Annotated in this window: 24 protein-coding genes and 1 riboswitch; of the genes, 7 read left to right on the top strand and 17 right to left on the bottom strand. The window is 37.9% G+C overall.

Translation table 11 applies throughout. The features are described from left to right. The first annotated feature begins 73 nt into the window (after positions 1-73). The 3 genes from AC6BKE_RS16345 (at position 74) to AC6BKE_RS16335 (ending at position 2,929) form a co-directional block, all read left to right on the top strand. Positions 74-1,243 carry a DUF418 domain-containing protein gene (locus AC6BKE_RS16345; protein WP_499857304.1) on the top strand — a complete coding sequence of 390 codons (1,170 nt, stop codon included), beginning with the start codon at positions 74-76 and terminating at the stop codon, positions 1,241-1,243. Between the two features lie 91 nt (positions 1,244-1,334). Beyond that, a complete protein-coding gene (locus AC6BKE_RS16340) occupies positions 1,335-2,327 on the top strand; it encodes a sensor histidine kinase (protein WP_499857302.1) in 993 nt (330 codons plus the stop codon). Next, positions 2,324-2,929, top strand: a complete 606-nt coding sequence (locus tag AC6BKE_RS16335; RefSeq protein ID WP_058845269.1) for a response regulator transcription factor — start codon at positions 2,324-2,326, stop codon at positions 2,927-2,929. The genes AC6BKE_RS16340 and AC6BKE_RS16335 overlap by 4 nt, the downstream gene beginning before the upstream one ends. A gap of 162 nt (positions 2,930-3,091) precedes the next feature. Here the strand turns inward: AC6BKE_RS16335 and AC6BKE_RS16330 are convergent, their stop codons facing one another. The 9 genes from AC6BKE_RS16330 to AC6BKE_RS16290 form a co-directional block, all read right to left on the bottom strand. Next, positions 3,092-3,556, bottom strand: a complete 465-nt coding sequence (locus AC6BKE_RS16330) for a hypothetical protein (protein WP_499857300.1) — start codon at positions 3,554-3,556, stop codon at positions 3,092-3,094. A 181-nt stretch (positions 3,557-3,737) separates the two neighbouring features. Further along, positions 3,738-4,448, bottom strand: coding sequence for an ankyrin repeat domain-containing protein (locus tag AC6BKE_RS16325; protein WP_082673785.1), 711 nt, complete (start codon positions 4,446-4,448; stop codon positions 3,738-3,740). 144 nt (positions 4,449-4,592) lie between these two features. Further along, positions 4,593-5,279 carry a response regulator transcription factor gene (locus tag AC6BKE_RS16320; protein WP_499857299.1) on the bottom strand — a complete coding sequence of 229 codons (687 nt, stop codon included), beginning with the start codon at positions 5,277-5,279 and terminating at the stop codon, positions 4,593-4,595. Continuing rightward, positions 5,257-6,735, bottom strand: coding sequence for a sensor histidine kinase (locus AC6BKE_RS16315; protein WP_036117805.1), 1,479 nt, complete (start codon positions 6,733-6,735; stop codon positions 5,257-5,259). Before AC6BKE_RS16315 ends, AC6BKE_RS16320 begins: the two co-directional genes overlap by 23 nt. Positions 6,736-6,913: 178 nt before the next feature. Then, the gene (locus tag AC6BKE_RS16310; RefSeq protein ID WP_499857298.1) at positions 6,914-8,275 is read right to left on the bottom strand and encodes a PepSY-associated TM helix domain-containing protein; all 1,362 of its coding nucleotides are present in this window, start codon (positions 8,273-8,275) and stop codon (positions 6,914-6,916) included. 191 nt (positions 8,276-8,466) lie between these two features. Next, positions 8,467-9,486, bottom strand: coding sequence for a 2,3-butanediol dehydrogenase (locus tag AC6BKE_RS16305; protein ID WP_342545015.1), 1,020 nt, complete (start codon positions 9,484-9,486; stop codon positions 8,467-8,469). A gap of 16 nt (positions 9,487-9,502) precedes the next feature. Beyond that, positions 9,503-10,147, bottom strand: coding sequence for a TetR/AcrR family transcriptional regulator (locus AC6BKE_RS16300; RefSeq protein ID WP_231745154.1), 645 nt, complete (start codon positions 10,145-10,147; stop codon positions 9,503-9,505). Between the two features lie 87 nt (positions 10,148-10,234). Further along, positions 10,235-10,411: a hypothetical protein gene (locus tag AC6BKE_RS16295; RefSeq protein WP_170829809.1), complete on the bottom strand. Its 177-nt coding sequence runs from the start codon at positions 10,409-10,411 to the stop codon at positions 10,235-10,237. A 63-nt stretch (positions 10,412-10,474) separates the two neighbouring features. Further along, positions 10,475-10,597 (bottom strand): hypothetical protein, encoded by a 123-nt coding sequence (locus AC6BKE_RS16290; RefSeq protein WP_338653742.1) that lies wholly within the window; start codon positions 10,595-10,597, stop codon positions 10,475-10,477. Positions 10,598-10,627: 30 nt separating this feature from the next. After that, positions 10,628-10,819, bottom strand: a riboswitch (cobalamin riboswitch). A 398-nt stretch (positions 10,820-11,217) separates the two neighbouring features. On the opposite strand from AC6BKE_RS16290, the gene AC6BKE_RS16285 reads away from it, so the two are divergent. From AC6BKE_RS16285 to AC6BKE_RS16275, 3 genes are all read left to right on the top strand, one after another. Continuing rightward, on the top strand, positions 11,218-12,441 hold the full coding sequence (locus AC6BKE_RS16285) for a hypothetical protein (protein WP_499857295.1): 1,224 nt from the start codon (positions 11,218-11,220) through the stop codon (positions 12,439-12,441). Between the two features lie 416 nt (positions 12,442-12,857). After that, positions 12,858-13,223 (top strand): VOC family protein, encoded by a 366-nt coding sequence (locus AC6BKE_RS16280; protein WP_036117818.1) that lies wholly within the window; start codon positions 12,858-12,860, stop codon positions 13,221-13,223. 242 nt (positions 13,224-13,465) lie between these two features. Then, the gene (locus tag AC6BKE_RS16275) at positions 13,466-14,821 is read left to right on the top strand and encodes a C40 family peptidase (RefSeq protein WP_058844939.1); all 1,356 of its coding nucleotides are present in this window, start codon (positions 13,466-13,468) and stop codon (positions 14,819-14,821) included. A gap of 42 nt (positions 14,822-14,863) precedes the next feature. Here AC6BKE_RS16275 and AC6BKE_RS16270 read toward each other — a convergent pair whose 3' ends face one another. Both AC6BKE_RS16270 and AC6BKE_RS16265 read right to left on the bottom strand, forming a co-directional pair. Continuing rightward, complete coding sequence (locus tag AC6BKE_RS16270) at positions 14,864-16,252, bottom strand: Mur ligase family protein (RefSeq protein WP_036116886.1); 1,389 nt, start codon at positions 16,250-16,252, stop codon at positions 14,864-14,866. 146 nt (positions 16,253-16,398) lie between these two features. Continuing rightward, complete coding sequence (locus tag AC6BKE_RS16265; protein WP_036116883.1) at positions 16,399-17,793, bottom strand: Mur ligase family protein; 1,395 nt, start codon at positions 17,791-17,793, stop codon at positions 16,399-16,401. Positions 17,794-17,933: 140 nt separating this feature from the next. Here AC6BKE_RS16265 and AC6BKE_RS16260 point away from each other — a divergent pair, with 140 nt between their 5' ends. Further along, positions 17,934-19,145, top strand: coding sequence for an ATP-grasp domain-containing protein (locus tag AC6BKE_RS16260; protein ID WP_036116881.1), 1,212 nt, complete (start codon positions 17,934-17,936; stop codon positions 19,143-19,145). 188 nt (positions 19,146-19,333) lie between these two features. Here the strand turns inward: AC6BKE_RS16260 and AC6BKE_RS16255 are convergent, their stop codons facing one another. From AC6BKE_RS16255 to AC6BKE_RS16230, 6 genes are all read right to left on the bottom strand, one after another. Continuing rightward, entirely contained in the window at positions 19,334-21,508 is a 2,175-nt protein-coding gene (locus AC6BKE_RS16255) for a YheC/YheD family protein (RefSeq protein ID WP_499857292.1), read from the bottom strand. A 97-nt stretch (positions 21,509-21,605) separates the two neighbouring features. Continuing rightward, entirely contained in the window at positions 21,606-22,037 is a 432-nt protein-coding gene (locus AC6BKE_RS16250) for a hypothetical protein (RefSeq protein WP_036116879.1), read from the bottom strand. Positions 22,038-22,187: 150 nt separating this feature from the next. Further along, positions 22,188-22,847: an HAD family hydrolase gene (locus AC6BKE_RS16245; RefSeq protein WP_499857288.1), complete on the bottom strand. Its 660-nt coding sequence runs from the start codon at positions 22,845-22,847 to the stop codon at positions 22,188-22,190. Positions 22,848-23,152: 305 nt separating this feature from the next. Beyond that, entirely contained in the window at positions 23,153-23,503 is a 351-nt protein-coding gene (locus tag AC6BKE_RS16240; protein WP_036116874.1) for a DMT family transporter, read from the bottom strand. A gap of 13 nt (positions 23,504-23,516) precedes the next feature. Further along, positions 23,517-23,840, bottom strand: coding sequence for a DMT family transporter (locus tag AC6BKE_RS16235; RefSeq protein WP_499857286.1), 324 nt, complete (start codon positions 23,838-23,840; stop codon positions 23,517-23,519). Positions 23,841-24,257: 417 nt separating this feature from the next. Beyond that, positions 24,258-24,392, bottom strand: coding sequence for a hypothetical protein (locus AC6BKE_RS16230; protein WP_499857284.1), 135 nt, complete (start codon positions 24,390-24,392; stop codon positions 24,258-24,260). Positions 24,393-24,409 lie beyond the last annotated feature (17 nt).

The raw sequence follows: 24,409 nt of genomic DNA, 5'->3' as shown, positions 1-24,409 counted from the left end.
TGGTGTGAATAGGTTTTTTCTTCGTATTTTCTTATCCTGAAGGTAAGAAAATACAGAAAGAGTGATTGAACATATGCAAATGCAACAAAGACTTCCCTTTATCGATATGTTAAGAGGCTTCGCCGTTTTAGGAACGCTCGGCACCAATATTTGGATTTTTGCTTATTTAGGTGATTTATCGTATATCACAACAAGCAACTACTCTGGTTGGTGGTCCTTCCAGGATTTTTTACGAATGGTAGTTTTATTTTTCGTCAACGGTAAGCTACTAGGCTTGTTAACGATTATGTTTGGGGTAGGTTTACAATTAAAATATCAGCAAGCCTTACGCAGAGGCAGTGCTTGGCCTGGGGTCTACCTTTGGACAATCGTCTTTTTGGGGCTAGAGGGACTGCTTCATTATACCCTTGTCATGGAATATGATATTTTAATGAGCTATGCTGCTACAGCCTTCATCGTTGCCTTTCTCATCCGATTAAGTAACAAAGCCATGACATGGGCTTTCTATCTTTTTGGCAGCCTCCATGTCCTACTAATCCTCCTTATTTTTATCAGTACATTACAAGGTGTTGGTGTTTCCTTAAATGGAATGGAGAGCGTTGCCACATTGTATGAAAACGGCTCATGGCTAGCACAAGTACAGCATCGTCTGATAAATTTTTTATTCTATCGATCAGAAGCTATTTTCATTATCCCTATGAATATCTTTTTATTTTTACTTGGTGTGAAGCTTATGCGCAACGATGTATTTTCACAAACAGATAGAGGACGGCATGTACGCCAAAAGCTGTTTACGATTGGTATATACATTGGCATTCCCCTCAATTTACTTATCTTTATACCAGGGGGACTTTTTGATTTTCCTGTTCGCTATTTATGTGCCCCTATTCTATCGATTGGCTATATTGGAATTTTAGGGAAACTGGTAGAATATAAGAGGTTCAATTGGCTTTGGCAACGTTTTGCACAAGTCGGTAAAATGTCTTTAAGCTGTTATGTCCTTCAAAACATACTTGCATCATTTATTTTTTATGGTTGGGGCCTTGGCTTAGGAGGGCATGTCAATAGCGTGATCGTCATTTGCATTTGGCTAACTTTGTCATTCCTACAACTGGTCATAGCGTCTATTTGGTTACAGCATTTTCAATTGGGTCCTATGGAATGGATTCGTCAAAAATCCATTCGAGCAATGACGCAACAATTTGCAACAAAGGAAGGTGTAGGCAATAAAAATATATCCTAGAGAACAAATAAAGCATTATTTAATCATCGATGTAGCTTCTGTGATTTTTCTCATCACAATAGTACTATGGTCTGGATCACTTCCTCTAGCTATGAAAATAACATTGCTCCTTTTATACTTAGGAGCTTTCTATAATGCTTTATGGCATAAAAATGGGAGACTCCTTGTCGCATCATTAGTAGGCTTCATCGTCATCACTATACTAAGCATTTATATAGAGCCCTTTATGCTTATTTTTGGCTTTACCTTTGCCGATTTACTTGGACGGGCGAAATCAAAATGGCATATCGGCTGTGGAATATTAGCCATCGCGATCATGTTTTTGACGGTCATGTATCTGGCGACAAACTCCTTTTTACAGAAGGAATCACAGGTGTTAGTACCTATCATGATGTTTCAGCTAGTATTGCCAATTCTTATTTACTTTGTGGAAAAGTCGAAAAATCTGCAAGCTGAATTGGCAGACGTCAATATGCAGCTTGTTCAGCAGGAAGAACGACAGCGTATTGCTAGAGACCTTCACGATACAATTGGTCATACACTCACAATGATTAAGATTAGAACGGAACTAACGACAAAACTAATTGACCGAGATCCTTCAAGGGTGAAGCAAGAATTGGATGATATATTAGCCACTACACGTAAAGCCTTAAAACAAGTGCGTGAGCTAGTATCTGATATGAATTTCATTTCGTTACAGACGGAGCTAGTGCATTGCAAACAGCTTTTACAAAGTGCAAATATCACAACAAGCCTTCACAATCAATGCCCTCAAATTGTTCTTTCTAGTGTGGAGGAAACGATGCTTGCATTATGTGTAAGAGAGGCTACGACCAATATACTCAAGCACAGTCAGGCAAAAAAATGCCACATCATCATTCAATATCACACGGGACAATACACGCTAATCATGAAAGATGATGGCATAGGCTTACAGCAAAAAGGATTTGGCAATGGCATCCATTCGATGAAGGAAAGAATGCATATCCTACAAGGTTATGCCACGATTAACAGCCATACACCTACAGGCACGAGCGTAACTCTTACGCTACCAATTCAAGACGGAAAGGAGCCCACATCATGATACGTGTATTACTAGCGGAGGACCAACAAATGCTACGCGGTGCCTTAACATCGCTCTTATCGTTTGAACCAGATATTGAAGTCATAGCCGAGGTGGCAGATGGGCTAAAAGCATGGGACTACATCCAACAGGAGCTACCAGATGTTTGCCTCGTAGATATTGAAATGCCCCATCTGTCTGGGCTAGAGCTAGCTGAAAAAATTAAACAGGCTAACCTACCGTGTAAAGTGATGATTGTCACAACTTTTGCTCGGCCTGGCTATTTACAAAAGGCTATGGATTGCGAGGTACACGGCTATCTATTGAAAGATGAACCGATCGATTATTTAATCGCTACCATTCGAAAAATCATGCAGGGAGAAAAGGTGGTTAGTAAGGATCTAGCCGCTACCTTGTTTATGAAGGAGCAAAACCCTTTAAACGAACGAGAAATTGCAGTACTACAGCTTGTCAAAGAGGGTTTGACCACAAATGAAATCAGCAAGCAATTGTTTTTAACAAAGGGTACCATTCGCAATTATTTATCTACCTCTATTCAAAAGCTGCAAGTGGAATCAAGACAGCAGGCTGCTCAGATAGCAAGTGACAAAGGCTGGCTATAACAAAAAATCTCGCCACAGCCGTGACGAGATTTTCACCATTTTAAAATAAGATACTTCGCTTGATTATTAATAGTTTACCCACTTCACGCAATTGTTGATTTGAAGTGGGGCTATTTTTAGCCACACAATCAATGGATAATTATAAATGATGTCAGACCTTCTTTAATTAGTATACACTCCTATAAAACCATCATCATTTCCGTTGTTAATCAATTTTATTTCCTCAAGTGGATGCTTGTTTTTACTTTCTATAAGGAATAGCGTTTTTTTATTTGTAACACTTCCTTCTGTAGTTGTATAGAAAAGTGTTAGAATTTTATTTTCCTTATCTAATTTAAACGAATAATCAGCATAATTCCTAGTATTGGCATTTATCAAGATATAGGTTTTATGCTTATTCTCGTCATAAGCATAAACGCCATCTTTTAAGTCTCCTCTAAATACGTTAAGTACCTTTTGATTATCTTCGTCATTAGTGTCCAGTTCTAGTACTCTTACATTTTCTAATTGCGCGGTTTCCGAAATTACAAATTCCTCTTCATAATCAACTCTTACACCGTTGCTACAAGCCGTTTGCGTAAACAATAGTCCAAGTAAAGCACAAAAAATCCGCCTGTTTTTCGCCACTCTTATGCCACCTTTTTTAAAATCTTCGTTATCGCTGTATCCTAATAAATATAGCCGTGTTGGTGTAAAAAAAGACGTACTGAAACTGCAACTCCAATTGGTAATACGTATACTGAATTAATGTTTCCAAGCCCACTACAAAATTTGTAATGGGCTTTCAAAAAAATCCCTACAGTTTGCATTACTTCGCTCCCGCTGCAATCAGGATTTGTTCAATCTCGTTAAATCCTCGCTGTCTCGCATGTTGTAATGGTGTCACATTATTTTGATCCGGAATATTCACATCAGCACCATGCTCAATCAATAACTGAATTACCGTTTGCTGTGTTGGATTGCCGTTATTTAACACAATCGCCTCCATCAGCGCTGTCCATCCTAAATGATTCACATGATTGACGTCGATGTCGCTGTTACGCAACAACTCCTCGATGACCTCCACATAACCATGCTCTGCAGCTGGGATTAATGCGGTTCCTCCATATCGGTTCAAAATAGTAGGATCAGCACCAGCCTGAATCGTCATCTTTAATATATCCAGATAGCCTTCTGCTCCAGCATAAAGAAAGGGCGTATTTTGCCTATTGTCCTGTATATTGACATCGGCCCCAGCATTTATTAATAATTGTGCTGCCTCGACATTCTGATTATAGGTTGCAATCATCAAAGCTGTTCTGCTATTTGAATCTTGGACATTGATATCAACCTTTTGATCCAAAGCACGTTGTAACGCTTCCATATCTCCCATTTCGGCTGCTTTAAACAGTTCACTCTTCCAATTTGATTTCACCACTTCACTCTCCCCTTTATCAAGCTGTATTGCCTCTGATTCGTTGGAGGCACATCCTTGAAGCAAAAATGATAATGCGATCATAACCGTTTGTATTTTTTTCACCCCTTGCACCACACTCTCTGATTTATTGCTGTCTTCCTTATTTTAGTGTAAGTGGTAATGCTAAATATTCCATTAACCATTTCTTAAAAAAGTCTAAAAATTTGCCAAAAAAATACCTCGCCACATGGACGAGATATTTTGCTCTTAAACATTGAAACGATAGCCTGCTCCCCATACCGTTTCCAAAAACTTTGGCTGTGCGGGATCACGTTCAATTTTTTCACGTAGCTTGCGAATATGAACGGTAACGGTCGAAACATCTGCAGCTGATTCATAACCCCAGTTTCGCTCATATAACTGCTCTTTACTTAATACTTGATTTGGGTGTTTAACAAAAAAAACGAGTAAATCAAATTCCTTTGTTGTAAAGGCAATTTCATCCCCATTGACAAAAACCTTTCTAGCAGATGTATCGATCGTAATGCCATGAATGGACATCGTATGGTTTGCTTGCTGATTCGTAGCGAGGCGCTCATACCTGGCTAAATGTGCCTTGACTCTTGCTACTAGCTCACTTGGACTAAAGGGCTTCGTAATATAATCATCTGCCCCTAGACCAAGGCCACGAATTTTATCAATATCCTCTTTTTTGGCTGAAACAAATAAAATGGGCATATTGTGCACTGCTCGAACTTGTTTACAAATATCAAAGCCATTCATCCCAGGCAGCATAATATCCAAAATGATTAAAGCATAATCACCTTTTAGTGCCTGCTTCAGGCCATCGTCTCCGTTATGCTGGATATCTACTGAAAAACCATTAATCTCTAAATAATCTCGTTGGAGCTCTGCTATGCTCACTTCATCTTCAATTAACAGAATTTTTTTCATGATGACTCCCCTTCTCCTCAGCCTTTTTCAATGAAATGAATATGCTCGTTCCCTTCGTTAATTCACTCTTCGCCCAAATGTCGCCGCCCATTTCAAGGACGATTTGTTTCGCAATCGCTAACCCTAAGCCACTGCCCCCTGTTTGCGAATTACGGGAAGGCTCCGCACGGTAAAAACGATCAAAAATATGAGGTAACGCAGCAGGATCAATGCCCGTACCATTATCTGTTACCTGAATAATCGCATCCTCAGTTCGCTCGTGCAACGAAATAATAATTTGCTTATAGGATTTATCCATATATTTCTCACTATTGCTTAGTAAATTTGACAGGACACGTCTTAATTTATCACGATCAGCCATGGCCAAAAGAGGAGAACCTGCTGATATATATTGTAAATGAATGTCTCGTGCAATAAAATCAAAGCTCGCATCCTCTACATAATCATGCATATATTGCTGGAGATTGACGCTTTCCATTTGGAATGGAACCTTTTTTAAATCCAATTTAGAAAATAAGAACAGCTCATCAATTAATACATCCATATCCTTTGCTTTTGTATAGATGGTTGTTAAATATTTATCCATCTTCTCCTCTGTATTCGCCACGCCATCTTTAATGCCCTCTACATAGCCGATAATAGAAGTCATAGGCGTTTTTAAATCATGGGAAATATTCGATAATAGCTCTTTCCGATTTTCCTCATATTGAAGCTGAAGCTGGATTGATTCTTTTAGCTTAACTCTCATTTCCTCAAACGATCGATTCAACTGACCAATTTCATCATTGGAATGAGACGTAATTTCAAAATCTAAGTCGCCCGATTTAATGCGTTCAGCCCCATCCTTTAAAGCTGAGATTGGATTAATAATACTTCTTGAAACTAAATAATTTAATAAGCCAATAATCATCATAAATAGTACAAATAAGATTCCTAAAAGAATGGGCAACAGTTCACGCGTTACTTCCGCATGAGAACTAACCTCTCTTAAAACGAAAATACTTCCCTCGGTTTTATCTGGAAAATAAAAATCAAATTTTACATACGTATAAAAGGCTTGATTAATCATGATGGTATCACGCGAATTAATATTGGTCGCTTCAAAGCCAGGTAAGCTTTGAAGTAATAATTGTTCATGCTCTTTCTGCGTTGAATAAACAATTTGATGATCTTTTCGTACCACAATCTCAATCGAAGGTGCATTGATTTTTTCTAGCTGTTCGAGATCTAAAAGCTGCTGGGGATTATTTTTAGCTAGTAATTTTAAATCTAGAAAAGCGTTTTCTTCTACCGTCGTCAAAGGCTTTTGTACATAGGATTTTTTATAAAAATGCTCTATTGCTTTGATATCACCCGTAATCGCAAAGGAAAAAAGAAAAACGGCTGCAAGTAAAAGCGTGATAGCAATGATAATAACACCCACATAAGATAGCAAAAACCTCGTTTTAATTGACATCTACACTCCCCCAATAAGCTGAAACTACTAGCAATGTACCATACAAATCTTAAAACTTTATAAAATTGGGCTGAAAAATCTATAAACATTTTTGCAGCTTCAGTATAGTATTGCGTTCATATAAACGAAATAAACAAAAAAGATACGGCACAATCCTGTTGTACCGTATCCATTCGCATTATTTAGTTTCTTCTGCTCTTAACTTCTTCTTTGTTTGCCAGCCTATAATGATGAGCTCCATCAATACGACAGCGATCAAGGAGGCGCCAAATAACGGCATTATAATGCCTAAAATAACAAGGAAAATGATAAACGGCATGGACATTTTATGAGAAATTTGCGGTGGTGCAGAAAGCTCCCCTTTTTTTCTACGTAAAATCCATGTGCGAATGCCCCACATAATGACGGCTAAAAAGGCTAGACAAACCACTAAGTTTAGAATCTTATTAGGCCAGCCAAATAAGTGACCTTCATGTAAAGGAATGCCCCATGTAAAGAATTTAGCCAACATGCCATAATCAGCATAATTTACTTGATCGATAAACTTCCCACTATATTGATCGAAATACATCGTTGCTTCTGCTGAAGGCTTCACATCCAGACCTGTTACACCTGAATTACTCGCCTTCGCCACTGTATATACGCCCTCCTCATTTGACGGGTAAATAATCGAATAAGGTTTTGTGATATTCATGACATTGATTTCTTTTTCAAGATCAGCAATCGAAATTTGGCTGTTATTTGTATAACGGACAGCTCCGCCTCCATGATGCTGCGCATGTTCACCTTCTGATATAGGCGCCTCTAATTGTCGAGTGGCCCAAGGAATTTCAGAGACATCCGATGTTGGTGGCTTTTGCTGTAATAATGGGTAACCAAAAGTTGGACTTTCTGAAGCTATATTCACAAGAATCGACCCTTGAAAAGCAGACCATAATAGCCCTGTAGAAATAAACAGCACCATTGGAATTGTAATGATTGTCCCAACGAGTGCATGCAATCTCTTACTTTTTTGTCGTTTATTCTCTGCCTTTGGCTTCTTCAAAAGATTTCCTTTAAATGTCATATAAAGTCCTGACAATAATAAAAAGATCGTCCAGCATGCCGCTAGTTCCACTAAATAATTGACAAAAGTACCGCCAATAAATAGGGAGCTGTGTGTATTTCTCATAATATTAGAAAATGTATAATTCGCATCCTGACTACCAACCATTTGATTGTGATCATCTAAAAATACGTACTTCTGTTCTTTGCCATTTGATAAAGTTAAACGCGTATTATAAGGCTCTTCCAGCATAATAACTTTCGTAGTGGAGTAGCCTGCAAATGCCGCTTCCGCTTTTTCCACGGCTTCATCAATCGTTAAAACCTCTTCTTTATGGCTTTCGCCAAAGAAGTAATCATCATATAATCGATTTTCTACATCTGTGAAAAATAAATAGCCAATCCCGCTTAATGTGAGAGACAGCAGTAATGGTGTAATAAAAAGTGCTGCGAAAAAATGCAATCGCCAAAACCTTGAATAAAGCAGATTTTTCATATTTGATCTCCATTCTATTTATAAATAGCAAATTTATTATATAAAGTAAAAGTGAAATATGAATGAAGTCCTAAAGACAGTTTTATGACAAATAAATGTAATCCAATTGGTATTATGCTATTTAATAGACCAAAAATAATGATAGCCAAACCTGTTTTAACGCAAGTTTGGCTACCGATTTTCAGTAAGATTTATAGATTCATATTGACAAGAATTTTACATTGACTACGGTCTTTCGTTAATGCTTCAAAACCTTTTTCCACAATATCCTCTAAAGCGATTTGGCTTGTAATAACAGCTTGACCATCAATGACCCCACGAGCGAGTAGACGAATTACTTCGGGGAAAATATTAACATAAGCAAAGGAGCCACTAATTTTCACTTCCGGAGAAACGACCGCATTTGGATTAAATTCTACTGGTCTTTCCCAGACGCTAACGATTTTAAATTCGCCGCCTGGATGTACCGCATTGACACCACTTGTAAACGTTGCCTGCACACCTGCTGCATCATACGCAACATCCACCCCACCCTTTGTTTTTTCACGAATAAACGTGACAGCATCTGTGTCAATTGGATTGATGACATAGGTTGCGCCTAATTCAAGTGCTTTTTGGCGTCGTTCATCAGAAACCTCCACGACAAAAATTTCACTTGCCCCCGCTGCCTTCACAGCCTGTAAGACTAATAAACCAATAGGACCTGCGCCAAAAATAGCTGCTGTATCGCCCAGCTTTAATTGACTTTGACGCACTGCATGAACGGCTACTGCTGTAGGTTCAACAAGTGCGCCTAGCTCTAGGCTCATGTCATCCGGAAGGTGGTGAATATTTTCTTCCTGCACAATAGCATATTCAGCAAATCCACCTGAAATCGTATAACCATAGGATTGTCCACGTTTACATAAGTTAGTATACCCACGTCGACAATTATTACATTTTCCACAAGGAATCGGTGGCTCCACTGCTACACGATCCCCTATTTTTATTTGAGTAACACCTGCTGCGACCTCTACAACAACACCTGCAAATTCATGACCTAATACAGGTTGTGTACGAAATGCATAGGCACCCCCTACATATTCATGTAAATCACTACCACAAATTCCTGCAAATGCGACTTTTACTTTTACCATGCCTGGTTCTAGTGCTGGCAATTGTGCTTCCTCTACTCGAATATCTTGAATACCGTAAAATTTTGCTGCTTTCATTAGAATTACCTTCTTTTTATGATTTAGTTTGAAGACCGTATAACACAAAGTTGACTGCATGTTCTGCAATTTGTTCAGGTGTTGATTGTAAGGAAGAACGATTTAAAAATGGATTGTTCAAGGAGTACATTAACGTCCCCATAATAAAGTTCAGCGCAACATCAAGCGACTCAAAGCGAATGGTCTGCTGCTCCTGACAAGCTAATAAAATCGTCCGAAGTTGCTCCCAGGAAGGTAAAAAAACATCTTTAAGCATCTCTAACCTAGGACTATTCATAACAATCTCTTGCTGTAAAATATCAATTAATTCATGCTCATGAATGCGATAAAGCACAAAGTTTCGGCAAAAGCTACGAAGTGCACCAAGTGAATCATGGATATCATAATGGGCATTCATAAAGGTGTGGCGTAGCGGTTCAAACAATGCATTAAATACATTTTCTTTGCCACCAAAATGATAGGAAACAAGCGCAAGTGACACATTTGCCTCATCACAAATTTGTCTCACCGTCGTCCCATCATAGCCTCTGGACGAAAACAACGACTTCGCGGCCTGTAAAATTTGATCCTTTACCTCTTTATTTTTTTCTTTTGATACGTTCTCTTTCTGATCGACTGTACTCACCTCTTTTTTGAACAAACGTTCAAAACAATTGTTCAACGAAATTTTACGCCTCCTCGTACTAATTGTCAAAGTATGCGCTTATTAAAAATGGCTACTTCGAAAAACGAAGTAGCCAAAACCATTCTATCCAAGTAATTCTTTTAAAACATTGGTATACGCTGCTAAAATGGATTGCTCATGTGCAGCATCATGCCCAACATATTGTTCAACAAGCTCCTTTAGAGGCTTTGCAGCATAAGGCTCTTGCATAATTTCAATTTTTAATAGGCTCTCATAATACTCAACAACTTGTGGATTCATGTGGACCGCTCCTTTAATGTTTTACATAAAAAAGACATCTTTCTCTTATTAGAAAGATGTCTACTATGACAAATACATGACATAATACGGTGATTGCCAGTTGGAAATAAGCTTTCTATTAAACATAGAAGCTACCTTTTTAGCAGTCATCGTACTATGAGCATGCAGGAGAATTTCTCTAGTCACACTCAACACCCCCTATCCGCGTAGGTTTTTTGGCTGTACTAGATAAAGGCAGGTCTCCTGGCTTATGTTCATCACACCTTTCACCTTCCCATTACGACACGTAACAGTGGCCTTTTGAAAAGTGCTCCCATTTACAGTTGCGGGACAGCGTCGGAATTACACCGATCTTCCCTTTTAAACAAATCCTAAAATCTGATTTGTACCTCTATCCTATTATTCCGTTTTTATTATTATACCATAGTGTCAATTTTTAATGTTAACTCAGCTATTTTAGTAAACTCTTTATACCTTTTTCATTATCTTACAAACAAAAAAGAAGGATACTCCTCAATCTCTAATATTCTGGTACATAATTTTCACCGAAGTAAAAGATAAATTAATTAAACCCCAGTGAAATGGTGACTATCGAAAGTCCACTAATAATCCTATACAAGTTAACTGGAGTAAATCTACTGATTTATAAAAGATTAAGACATTAAAACAATACTTAGCACATATCTATTAAATTCAACTGTAACCAATCATTAAAATCTAATTTTAATTAATGTAAAGAATTACTATTAAAGGTTCCATTTTGTTGATATACTCTATAAAGTATTTTAAACAAAAGAGGTGTCCTTGTGTTTATTGACATAAAGAAAGCAATTGTAGAATTAGATTTAGATGTACTAATCACTTTCATTGTTGGTTTAGGCATAATTTTCTTTGGTATAACTAATGACGTGAGAGATAAAACCTTTAGGCTTAAGAATATATTAATTCTATATATTAGCTTGTTCATAGTGATAATTTTTTTCTCAGGAAATCACAGTTTGTTTTTATTCATTCTAATAGTAATTTTAGCTGGTGGAATAATTTTTTTACACGACAAAGACAATGATTTAGAAAAAGAACTTGGTTTGTATCACTTACTCTTTTATTATAGTTTTGCTTGGATTTTTTTAAACAAAACATATATTTGGATATTCTGTTGCATAACTATAATATTTTTAAACACTAAATTTTCAACATCACTTTACCAAAATAAATGGATTAACCTAAATCAAGAACATTTAATCATTTTTATTATTCTTATATTCGCTTTATACCAATACTCTAAAGTTGCAATTAGTTTTTTTGATTTCTACAATTTCCAAGATGCAGTTAACCATTTAAAAATTTGTTTATCTCATGATGGTATCCAAAGAACAAATAATAATAACAAAAGTATTTACAATGAACTTGATAAAAAGATAGATTTATTAAGCTTTGTACTTTTCATGGAAGATAAAAACATGTTCTTACGTAATAAACCATATCCAACAATCTATAGGGATTTTGTTTGTTCAAAATTTTCAACCGAAAGACATATTCATTTCCCTAACATTTCATTCAATAATAAATATACTGGTTTTAATAAATTAAAAAGATATGCTAGAGGCTACGCTACTATAGAACAACAATTTCTTAGACAACGGGTTTTAAAAGATAATTCCTATCGCTACAAAATCAGAAGAAAATTTTTTATTGAATATCTCTATTGTGAGTACTTTTTCAAAGCTATTTGTAAAAGAAAGTCAATGACATATAGTAGAAAAAAGAAAACTAATAAAAAATTTGCTAAGAAACTTAGAAAAAACCTAAAATATCATTTCTTAATTTCCTATTTTTTAGAAGTATTAAAAAACCCTAAAAATGAGGAAGAGCTGCTAACTAATATGTCTAAAAACTCAAGGGTTAGTAAAGACTTGTATCAAAAAATATATGACCAATTTAAAAATTCTACATTGCAAAATCATTATCAATCTATGATTACTGATGCAAAAGAAAGTCCAGTTCAATTTCAAATAAAAAACGATAATTAATTTCACTATAAAGAGAGCGGTTAACCTCTTTTAGATTTGCCGCTCTTTTATAATAAGTTTAACTAAAGGTCATACTTAATAAATATTTCTTCCTGCTTGTTAAAATGTTCATTAATATATCTTATCCCTCTTAAATTTAAGTAATCTCCTTCATATCATAATCCTAATAATTCCAACTTATATATTTTCATCCATTTTTTCAATAACCCTAAACTCTCTAGTTTTAAATAAACCTCCCACCACAGTCGCCAACAGATATCCTATCACTAAGTATATTTTGTTTGAGTGTATATATACATTTTTATACTTTGCTCTTTGCTGTAAATAATCAAACCGCTACTTTTAATTGGCTATCCGCCAACATTTTAAATATTCAAAAATTAAACTATACTTAAAGAAAAAGGGGGCATTATGAGATGATTATCGGTTTACATCATGTGCAAATTACCATTCCACAAGGATCAGAGGAGCAGGGGAAAGCTTTTTATTGTCAGGTTTTAGGTTTGCAGGAATTGGAGAAGCCTGAGTCGCTGAAGGGACGAGGCGGATTCTGGTTACAGCTTGGTCAGCAGGAGGTTCATGTGGGCACGGAAGATGGCTTTGATCGCTTGACAACAAAGGCGCATATTGCGTATCAAGTAGAAGATATTGAGTACTGGAAGAGGAAACTAGCAGAACATCAAATAGACATACTGGATTCTGTGCCAATCCCTCATTATGAGCGATTTGAATTTCGAGATCCGTTTGGTAATCGCGTCGAAATGATTCAAAAATTAAGATAAACTGCCCTGCTATTAGGGCAGTTTTTTCATGGGACTGTTCCATATTACATCTTGCTGAAACATTTGTAATAAAACTGTAAATTCCCTTGATAAAGCCTTTTATAGCAAGTGTTGAAGCCCTCCCTCTAGTTACCCTGGTAACATTTACCTCCCGGAAGCCCTCTATTTTCATGCTACGATTATTTCCATGGCAAAGCTATACAGGAGAAATTCTACTAGATGCTTCAGGAGGTTATAACAACATGAATAAACGATTTTTATCTACAACACTTGCCTTAACAATTGGCTTCAGTTCATTCGGAATGGTGCACACAGCCATCCAGCCGATACAGGTCGAGGCTGCTACAACAAATGCTCAAAACAACGCACAGGCTGTTGCAGCGAAAGCAGATCAACTCATTCAGACAGGGAAAAGCTTAATGGGTCAAGCGACATATAGCAATTCGGTTTACAAGTCTACATATCCATATAAATTTTCTTGTGCTTCATTTTTAATGTACATCTTTGAGAAAAATGGTGTAGACCTTGGGACATATAATGAAAATTATATGATTCAGCAAGGGACATATGTAGCAAGGAACCAATTACAAAAAGGCGATTTAGTGTTCTTTAAAAGTAAAAAAACAGGGACTGACCCCGATCATGTCGGCATGTATATCGGTGACAATAAAATCATCCACATGGCTGATTCCAAACAAAATATTGTCATTTCTGATTTAAACAGTAAGCCGTATTATACAGAAAACTATGTATCTGCACGTAGAGTATTGCCTACCCTACTATCAGCCAATCCTGCAACAAAAGGCGATAAAATTGTAGAGAATGCCCTGACGTATAAAAACAAAGTAACGATTGGCACTTCAACAAGCGAGTCAAGCCTACGCTTCACAGCTCCAGCATTTGTTGATTTCATCTATCGTAAAAGTGGCGTGACACTCGGCGCTACTACGTTAAGCAATTTAATGAACCAAGGATCAACAGTGGCTCGTGCTAATTTGAGAAAGGGCGATTTAGTCTTCTTTAATAGTGTTAAAGGCTCTAAGACACCTTCGCTTGTAGGGATTTATGCGGGCGATCATCGAATCATCATTCCTAATTCAGACGGTGTGATGACAAGAGTGTTATTTGTAGATTATTATACTGAACATTATATTACAGCGAAGCGCGTTTTCTCTGATTCCAACTCATCTCCCAGTGTAAGTGCACCTTCAGCTAGTACTTCAGCCAATCAAATTATTGCAACAGCTACCGGGTTAACAAGCAAAGCAAAATTCGGCTATACGTACAACGAAAGTGCACTGACTTTTACAAGTGCTGGTTTTACGTACTATGTCTTTAAAAAGCATGGTATTGATTTAAAGGATAAGCTAGCAAGTAAGCAAGCTTTAGTAGGGACACGTATCCAAAAATCACAGCTTCAAAAAGGTGATTTACTGTTCTTCTCAACGAATAATGGTGGACAAGATATCACGCAAACTGGTATTTATTTAGGAAATAATCAATATATTAGTATGACTACTAATGGTATTGTGAAACAAAACATTTCTTCCACTTGGGCACAAAAGAATTTTGTAACAGCTCGACGTGTTTTAAAATAAGAATGGTTGGGTGTCTCAATGATGTTGAGACACCCTTTTTTGCTAGGATGAGTTTTTAAGCGTATTGGCAAATTCAATCATTGATCTACTCGACATCGGTCCTTTTATTAGGACAATTGTGTCTGCATCGAGCTTTGGTTTCAATAATTCTAAAACGCCTGTTACCTCTTTAAACGTATGAACCTCTGCGCTGGTTCCATCTTTTTGAGCTTGATCGGCAATCTTTTCCGCCCTTTTGCCGATGGTAATTAATGTATCAATCTTTCTTTCTGCTACCATGGAGCCAATTTCGCGATGGTATTTTTCTTCAAAATTACCTAATCGTTTAATATCCCCTAGAACGAGAATGACTTTCTTCTCTTTTCCTACCGTATCTAGCACTTTTAGAGCTGCCTCTACAGATGTCGGGTTATTTGTCCACGTATCATCAATAATCGTACTGTCACCAAGCCCTGTCGTAAATTCTAAATGTCTTGCCATCTGTTTAAACGTTCGTAACCCAGCTATAGCCTGACGAATTGTCAGCCCCATTTCACGACAAGCTGCAATCGCGGCTAATGCATTATAGACTTGATGCTCACCATAGCCAGGGACAAATACATTGTACGTGATAGCATCTACTTCTAAAGTAAACTTCATGCCCGTATTGGCAAACTCTACATTCGACGCTTTAAAATCTGCCGTCTCATGTAAACCAAACTTAATAATTTTCCCCTTAAACTTTTTCAGCGAAATTTTTTTGATGTTGGTATCATCGGCATTAATAATTAACGTACCATCTTCCTTAATGCCTTCCACAATTTCTGCCTTGGCCTTTATATAGCCTTCTAGGTTGAGACAGCCATCTAAATGATGCACACCAATATTTGTAATAATACCAATAGTCGGTTGATAGATCATACACTGATGTTTAATATTCCCTGTGTTGCCTAAACCTAATTCAAAGATAGCGGCTTGTGTTTTTTCTTCAATCCCCGTTAAATAAGGCAATGATTGCCTTGGCTCGTTTTTACTGCTAACGGATGCCTGCACTTGCCAATGCTTACTAGCGATATGTTTTAGCATCTCTTTTGTCGTTGTTTTACCACAAGTTCCTGTTAAAGCCACAACAGGAATTTGAAAAAGACCACGATAATACTCGATAAATGTCCAGTAGGCCTGTGCAACACTTTTCACTTGTAAAACGGTTGTATTAGCTAAAGCGCTTTTCAATTCTGTAGACGGTTTATCGGAGATGATTAAAGACGGTCCCTTCCGATCAACCTCTTGCCAGTTGATTTTATCGTTTCGACTAACAAACATGAGGGAATGACTTTTTGTTAGGTCATGCCGATTATAGTAAATGGCCTGCTGCACAGACCATTGTTCTGATCCATGAATGAGCTTTCCTTGTAGAACGGTTCTAAGTTTTTGCACACTAATGGGTTGCAAGTGTACTGCGCCTCCTCTCTTTATCAATCTTGTATATGACTTACTCCTTCTCTTGATTCAGCGTGTTATATTCTGATCAATTACTATACCTTATTAGAATGTTCTTCTATGTGGCACAGTCAATATCCTATATAGAAAGAAGCTGACTAATCAGCAGGTGGGGTAGGTTTCAGCTTTAGCTCCGCTGCTAGTTTAGAAATCTGTTTGCTATACATATCTCCCTTTATGAGCACAATCGTATTGTCATCGACAATCTTCTGCAATAACGGATAGACGAGTGTACTATTTTTAAATGTATAGACAGACTCGCTAAATCCTAACTTGACTGCATGATCAGCCATAATCCTTGCATGCTCCCCTATGGTAATCAAGACATCCACGCCAATGCGTTTTATTAATTCCCCCGCTTGCTCGTGAATAATATAACCCCATGAACCTAAGTCGGTAATCGTACCAATGACAGCAATCTTTTTCTTGCCATCTCCTAGCTCATTCAACACTTTTAAGGCTGCCTCCAAGGAAGTGGTTGTAATACTCCAGGTATCATCCAATAGCATGGAATGATTGATGCCCTCAAAAAGTTGTAATTGTTTTTTCAATTGACGGAATGATTGGAGTAGTTTGGCTGCGACTGGAATGGGCATTCCCATGTCATAGACGGCTGCGATGGCAGCAAGCGCATTATAGACCTGGTGTTCTCCAAATCCTGGCACAAGAATGTCATAGTTTTTTTTATTGTGCTGAAGAACGAATTTCATCCCTTTTTGATAGTAGTGGATATGACTTGCTCGAAAATCACAGGACTCATGCTTCCCTACTTTAAGCAAACGACCACGGAATCTAGAAATATCTAGCTTCTGCGTATTGCTATCTTCCGCATTAATAATTAATGTACCTTTGGGGTGAATGATATCTAGCATTTCTCCCTTTGCTTGTATATAGCCTTCTAATGTTTTGCAATAGTTTAAGTGGTGAGCTCCGATATTAGTAATAATCCCTATGGTCGGTTTAAAATATTTTCCCGCATTCGTGACATCTCCTGGCGAGCCAACTGCTGTTTCAAAGACGGCTGCCTCTGTTTCTTCCTCAATGCCCAATAAATATTGCAATGAAGCGGTTCTAGAATTACTGCTTAATGTCGTTGCTGTCACTTTCCGATCAGCAGAAAGAAGATGTTTAATCATCTCTTTTGTCGTTGTTTTACCTGAAGTACCTGTAATCGCTACAATCGGAATATGAAACTGATTGCGATAAAAATGAACAAATTTCCAATAGGCCTCTTCTGCATTCGCTACCTGTATCATAATGACTTGGTTTGGAATGTCATTTGGCCGATAAGCTCTATCGGTCACTAGCACTAGAGGAGAAAGCGGCTCAAGACTTTTCCAATTCACAATACGTTTACTTGTAAATAGTGCCGTATTGGACTTTTTCACTTGTTTTAATCGATAAGCCCCATGCTGAATCAGTACATCCTCTGACCCTTGCACTAGATAGCCTGCCGTAATCATTGCTAAATTTTTCACCGAAAGAGGCTTCATATCTTTTCTCCCTCCTTTCTTTTCTAGTATATGTAACCTCTTAAAAGTTGCTTGGATGTAGACAAGATACATAACTAGAAGAAAACTATTTCACTGCATATATATAAAGGTGATTAAGTATCTAAGTACCAATAGAAGGAGTGATATACCTGAAAGCCATTGTATTTATCGGTACAAACAAATCCGGGTCTAGTCGTGAAGCAACAAGAGCAGCAGAAAAACTAGGCTACTTCACAGTACTTTTCACAAATAATGAAAAACAACTTCAGCAGCGACGTGCCTACCCCGACATCCACAAAATGATACTCATTGATACTTTGAATATAGAGAGAATGAAAGAGGAAATTGATAAACTAGGGAAAACCGGATTAGAGATTAAAAGTATCGTTAGTTTTGTTGATCCATTTGTCCATGTTGCTTCTATGCTATGTGATGAATTTTGTCATAACTATGCATCCTCCACTGCTATTGAAATGATGGAGGATAAAGAGAAAACAAGAAATTTTTTAAAAGACCAACCATACTCACCAAAGTTTTCGCTTCTGAAGCCCCAGGAACCTATTGCTAAAAATTTGACCTTCCCATTAATCGTAAAATCACCAAAATCAACAGGTTCAAAAGATGTATTATTAGCAACAGATGCAGAGCAACTTAATCATCACCTCAAAGCATTACGCAGTAAAAATCCCTACGAATCCATCATGATTGAAGAATATTTGGATGGTCCACAATATTTAGTAGAAGCGGTTGTGTACCAACAACAACCACATGTCATTGGCATTATTGAACAGGAAATTACGCAAGGAAAACGATTTATTATTACAGGCTACGGTGTTTTAGTGAAAGCTCCGCAAGACATCCAATCAGGAATCGAAGAGGTACTCCATTCCATTGTGAAGGCCTTTGATATCGAAAATGGAGCACTCCATTTAGAGCTTCGATTAACGCAAAATGGATGGAAGCTTATCGAAATCAATCCACGGATTTCTGGTGGTGCCATGAACAATATGCTACAGGCAGCACTAGGATTTAGTTTAGTGGAAGAAACATTGAAACTATTACTTGGTGAACAGCCTAATCTCGAGCCAAGACATAAAAAATTTGTTTATACAAAATATGTTATTGTGGAAAGTAAAGGCATTTTAGAGAAGGTGATTGGCAAGGCAAGAGCGACAAGATCAACAGGTGTCGTAGAAGTGTATGTCAAACCGAGAAAAGGGACACTGCTAATGCCACCTTTATCGATGGGACATCGTTATGCTTATGTAATTGCAGAAGGGTCAACATTGAGGGAAGCTAGAAATCATGCAACAAATGCAGCAAAAGAAATTAAATTTATTTTGAGAGTTTGAAAAAAATATCCCGAATAATTGCCGCTTGCCAGTGGACAGTTACTCGGGCTTTTTTATCTTGATTTGACAGATATCATGAAAGAGAGACCTGCACGATGCAGGTCTGTTCATTATTCAATATGAAGTTGGACGCATTATTGTATCTGCACGGAAGCGAAGCGTCAGCCGCAATTACATCAGAGCATACTTCATTCTTCCTTAAACGTTTCGTCTAAAAATTTCACAGTTTCAAACATATTCGTTTTACTAGCACCTTTTACAAGAATGGTATCATGAGGCTCTACCAATGTTTCTAGTAGGACATGCAATTCGTCTTTATTGATAAAATGATGTACCTTGGATGGGTCCATGCCCTTCGCAATGGCGGCATTGCTCATTTCTTCCGTCCTAAAGCCATAGGTAATGAATTCATCAATGCCTACCTCGTAAATGTACTCCCCAACCTTTTTATATTCTTCCTCCCTCAAGACGCCGAGCTCTCGCATTTGTCCAATAATCGCTACTTTCCGTTCCTTCGCGATATTCGTTAGTACATCAATCGCAGCTCGAACCCCTTGTGGATGAGAGTGAACCGTATCATCAATGACCGTAATATCATCACGCAAGTTATAGATCGTTAAACGTCTTGGTGGTTTTTTAAAGTTGAGCCCCGCCTGAATTTCAAAGGGCGTGAACCCTAAAAGATCTGCCACTGCCACTGCATTGAGCGCATTGTAAACATGATGTTCCCCTAAAATTGGAATATACATTTCGATTTCTTCCCCATGTAGCTTCATTTTAAAGGACATGCCAATATCCTTATACTGCAAATCATAGGCACGATAATCGGCTTCTTTTTTAATACCCACCGTCAAGATTTTCCCTTTAAATTGCTCTGTCTCTAAGTATCTGGAATTGTCATCATCTTGATTGACAATGAGTAAGCCCTGCTGATCCATACCATGAATCAATTCGGATTTCGCCTTGGCAACGCCTCTTACATCCCCATCAAAGTTCCCCACATGCGCTAAGCCAATATTCGTTACAATACTAATATTCGGCTGAATTATACTACAGTGGTTGGTAATAATACCTGGGTAGGCCATACCATACTCTAATACGACAGCCTGATGTGTATCATTGATTTCTTCCTTATGCTTTTTCGTATGCTCAGTCGTATTCCAATAATCCTTCGACTCAAAAACATTCCACTTTTTCGATAAAATCGAGCCGACAAATGCCTTTGTTGTTGTTTTGCCTGCACTTCCCGTAATGGCAATAATCGGCAAGTTTTTCTTGTCAGCCTGTTGCTTACTTTTTTGTTGGACAATTTTCTTTTTTAGAGGTTTTTGATTTTTCGCAAGATACATCGCATAGCGGATGGAATGAATGACCACATCTAGCTCCAAGTAAAAGGCAGGAGGACAGCCTGGTCGCCAATTGACCTCATACATCCAAATTTTTTGCTGCTGATCTAGGCCAACATCAATCCCAATTTCATCAATCACTTCCCCAAACTTCACCATTTGAATTTCATCCAGGTGATGAGCTAGCGCTAAGGAGAAATGCTCCAGCATTCGCCGAATATTATAAGCCTCTTCCTTAAATTCCTGTTCTAAAAATGGATCTAAATAATTCGTATAGCCCCCATTATTAATATTCGGTATGATGGAACCATTTGGTGCAATTCGTGGGTACACTGTCGTCACTACCCATTTGCCTTCTCCATTTTTCTGAACATGCAAACGGAAATCATAAACCTGACCCGACTTTGTGACCGATTGAATATAGGGCTGCATAATAAACGTACCAGACGCAAGCTGCTCCTTTATCAATGCATCTAATTGAGGCTTTGAATAAACCGTATTGGTGCTATCCTTTCGAACCTCGAAATGCTTAGTTCCCGCCTTCGTAATAAAATAAATGCCCTTCCCCTTACGTCCATCAATCGGCTTGAAGACAACCCGTTTATAATAATTAACGAACTTGTGAAATAAATCGACATCCTTTACAATTTCCGATGGAATCAAATACTGTTCAAATTCCTTTGCTTCCTTCAATCGCTTCATGACATTCCATTTATTCCCTATCGAATGGGTCGTAAATGGAATCTCTTCTTTTAAACGATCGATAATATCTTTGGAAACAGATAATTTCTCTGGGCTCCCCGCATTATAGATCACATCAGGAAAGGGCATCGTTTTTTCCTGCCACTCGCCATTCTCATAGATCTTTGCTTGAATGGAGCGTTTGGCAAAGTCAACACTTTTAGGGGTGAAGTAAAAAAACTGTGCCCCTTCTGCTTTCGCAACTGCTGCATAGGCATATGACTTGAGAACTGTAGTTGGATCAAGTCGATGATGCAGCATACCAATAATCGTCATAGTTAAACTTCCTTTCATTAGATTCTCTCTCTATTACATTCACTTTGTATCCCTCACATATAGACAGATGCTCTAGCTTTAGTAGTTTAATATGGCGCTACCATTTAGGCTCAATGATAAATTTCCCCTTCAACATGTCTGGCTTTAAGAGCTGAATCGCCGATATCCCACTAAGTTCAATCGATTTGTGCGTACTTGTTTTTTCTAACCTCACCACGTCAGCAATCGAATTAGTATCATTTCCTTCATAATCAAAAGCGCGCAACAACGACACTGTGCCACGGCAACGCTCTTTATCAATCGCCTCGATACGGAAATACTCCGTTTCAAATTGTTTCACTGTATCCATTAACCTTAAATGAGCGCCACTATGTGTAATTAAAAAAAATGGAATCGTATCACTACCGACTATTTTGACAAGTAGCTGACCGAAATATTTAGAATGAAAATTCATCATAATATCCTGAAGATCCTTCAAATCACTTAAAGCTTCGCATAAAAAGTGATTTCTTTTCTTCTCACTGTTCAAATTGTAGCCCCCTCTCTAGTTTGAATATGTCTGTTGGTCCATGTAAGTTGCCCTCTCGTTATAATATGTAGCGACAAAAAATATGACGACTTTTTCACACAGAAACTAAAAAAACCTCTACCATAGAATGGAGAGGCTTTCTTCATGAGATCATTGAGAGAAACATGTCAGCAGTTCTTGCACATTATTCGGTTCTAATGTATCCATTGTATGATGCCCTGTGCCGAATGGTAATTGCGTCGTAATAGCATTTGGGATAACCACTGTATAAAGGCCCGCCGCCACAGCTGCTTGTGCGCCATTCGGTGAATCCTCAATCGCTATCGCTTCCTTGCCCTTTACACCTAATTGTTTAAGCGCCTGCAAGTATAGCTCTGGATCAGGCTTAACATTTGTCACGGTGTCCGCGGTACAATAGCAATCAAAAAAATCTTGAATGCCAAGCTTATCAACATACTGATCAATCCATTGACGACTCGAGCTACTAGCAAGACCAATTTGTAAACCCGCTTCCTTTGCTTGCTGCAGCAGTGTTAATATACCCGGTCTGAGCGTTTCCTTTTCCATTAATTGTGCATGACTTTGTTGAATAGATGCTCGAAATGCCTCCACATCTAATTTGATGTGATGATGTGTAACAAGATATGTATAAGGATTAAAGGCTTGAAGATTTGTACCAAGGCATTTTGCATACATTTCCAACGATAACGCAACACCATAATGAGCATAGGCCTCCTTGAAAACGGTATACCACGCGGTTTCTGTATCAATAATCGTACCATCAAAATCAAAAATAATCGCTTTCAACATCCTACTTTCCCCCTTTGAACTAATCCAACGCTATCGTACTTCTATACAGCATGTTATCCTCTGCTTTTACTGTTCTATCCGTTGCTTTTGCATTTCTATCCACCGCTTTCGCTGTTCTATCCACCTTTTTTGCAACTCTATCCTTCTTTTCCTGCTATCCAGTACTTTGATAACTCTATCCATCACTTTTGTTGTTCTATCCGTTGCTTTTGTATTTCTATCCACCGCTTTTGCTGTTCTATCCACCTTTTTTGCAACTCTATCCTTCTTTTTCTACAATCCATCACTTTCGCAACTCTATCCATCTACTCCTGCAAACTATCCATCACCTTGTCACGTTTATCCCCTTGATTTAACAAAATCACGCCGCCAATGATGAGGGCTATGCCAAGTGCCGAGTAGAGATTAAACATGTCGTGCCAAATAATCATACCTACGAGAACGGTTAAAGCTGTCCCAACACCTGACCAAATAGCGTAGGCTAGGCTTAATGGCAATGTTTTTAGGCATAAGGATAAGCTATAAAATGAAATGCCATAGCCAAGTGCCACCGCTAAAGAGGGACCCAGCACGGTGAAGCCTTCAGAAAGCTTGAGCATAGTTGTCGCAAAAACCTCACTTATAATCGATAATGTTAAAAATAAATAGCCCTTCATGCTGTTCAGCCTCCTAATGTCCACCTGCAAGATTGAGTACTACGACACCCAAAATAATACATAGTATCCCTATGACCTTCTTGCGATTAAATCGTTCCTTATAAAGGACAACCCCGACAATAGCCGTTAACGCTGTCCCTAAACCTGCCCATATGGCATAGGCTGTGCCGATAGGGATAACCTGTAATGTCAAGGCTAAACAATAAAATGCCGCTGCGTAGCCAACCACCACACCAACAGATGGCCAAATGCGCGTGAAACCTTCTGTGCGCTTTAGCATGGAGCTTGCAAAAACCTCTGCTACAATGGCGATCAATAAAAAACTAAAAACCATCATTCTTGAAGATCCTTTCTAGTTCACTTCTATCTGTCATCTTCTTCCTCTACATACTCCAATAGATTGCGCTTTACAAACCGCATTACCTTACCCGTTTTTAAATTAGAGAGATTGACCATCACCTAGCTGCATTTTACGATCCGCTTGCATACAATCTAAGCGAATCATTATGGTTATGTTCTCACTTCCTAAGCTGTTGCATCATCAGATAGGGGAAATAGGTATGGAATGCATTAGCTATCAAGCTCAACACGATCACACAGTATGCAATTCTTGCTATTTTTTCACTATTAGCTAACGAAAATAGGATACCTTTTGTAAATTAGACAATAATCAATAAGACAATAGCTATGTATATTGTAGCAGTAAATAAAAGGGTCATGACATCTTTTTTGCATAATGCATATCCTTGCCTACCTAATCGGACAACAGCATTTCCAACCCTTTAAAATGAATAGAAGCCGCCACACTCCCCTTGGCTACTAATTGTTCTGATACCTTCATTGTTCCTACCAAAAGAATCACAAGCATCGTCAAGCCAAAAATCAGCATCCCCTTTCCTTCCTTTT

The sequence above is a fragment of the Lysinibacillus sp. COL-1 genome (genome assembly GCF_059814265.1).
The sequence above is the reverse complement of the archived record's forward strand: the minus strand, read 5'-3'. Positions and strand labels throughout refer to the sequence as shown.

Bases quoted from the DNA above. Each gene is read 5' to 3' on its own strand.
- AC6BKE_RS16340 (WP_499857302.1), top strand. From the start codon at position 1,335: ATGAAAATAACATTGCTCCTTTTATACTTAGGAGCTTTCTATAATGCT.
- AC6BKE_RS16305 (WP_342545015.1), bottom strand. From the start codon at position 9,486: ATGAAAGCAGCAAAATTTTACGGTATTCAAGATATTCGAGTAGAGGAA.
- AC6BKE_RS16280 (WP_036117818.1), top strand. From the start codon at position 12,858: ATGATTATCGGTTTACATCATGTGCAAATTACCATTCCACAAGGATCA.
- AC6BKE_RS16335 (WP_058845269.1), top strand. From the start codon at position 2,324: ATGATACGTGTATTACTAGCGGAGGACCAACAAATGCTACGCGGTGCC.
- AC6BKE_RS16295 (WP_170829809.1), bottom strand. From the start codon at position 10,411: ATGAATCCACAAGTTGTTGAGTATTATGAGAGCCTATTAAAAATTGAA.
- AC6BKE_RS16240 (WP_036116874.1), bottom strand. From the start codon at position 23,503: ATGAAGGGCTATTTATTTTTAACATTATCGATTATAAGTGAGGTTTTT.
- AC6BKE_RS16245 (WP_499857288.1), bottom strand. From the start codon at position 22,847: ATGTTGAAAGCGATTATTTTTGATTTTGATGGTACGATTATTGATACA.
- AC6BKE_RS16265 (WP_036116883.1), bottom strand. From the start codon at position 17,793: ATGAAGCCTCTTTCGGTGAAAAATTTAGCAATGATTACGGCAGGCTAT.
- AC6BKE_RS16275 (WP_058844939.1), top strand. From the start codon at position 13,466: ATGAATAAACGATTTTTATCTACAACACTTGCCTTAACAATTGGCTTC.
- AC6BKE_RS16235 (WP_499857286.1), bottom strand. From the start codon at position 23,840: ATGATGGTTTTTAGTTTTTTATTGATCGCCATTGTAGCAGAGGTTTTT.
- AC6BKE_RS16345 (WP_499857304.1), top strand. From the start codon at position 74: ATGCAAATGCAACAAAGACTTCCCTTTATCGATATGTTAAGAGGCTTC.
- AC6BKE_RS16230 (WP_499857284.1), bottom strand. From the start codon at position 24,392: ATGCTGATTTTTGGCTTGACGATGCTTGTGATTCTTTTGGTAGGAACA.
- AC6BKE_RS16255 (WP_499857292.1), bottom strand. From the start codon at position 21,508: ATGACGATTATTGGTATGCTGCATCATCGACTTGATCCAACTACAGTT.
- AC6BKE_RS16320 (WP_499857299.1), bottom strand. From the start codon at position 5,279: ATGAAAAAAATTCTGTTAATTGAAGATGAAGTGAGCATAGCAGAGCTC.
- AC6BKE_RS16310 (WP_499857298.1), bottom strand. From the start codon at position 8,275: ATGAAAAATCTGCTTTATTCAAGGTTTTGGCGATTGCATTTTTTCGCA.
- AC6BKE_RS16315 (WP_036117805.1), bottom strand. From the start codon at position 6,735: ATGTCAATTAAAACGAGGTTTTTGCTATCTTATGTGGGTGTTATTATC.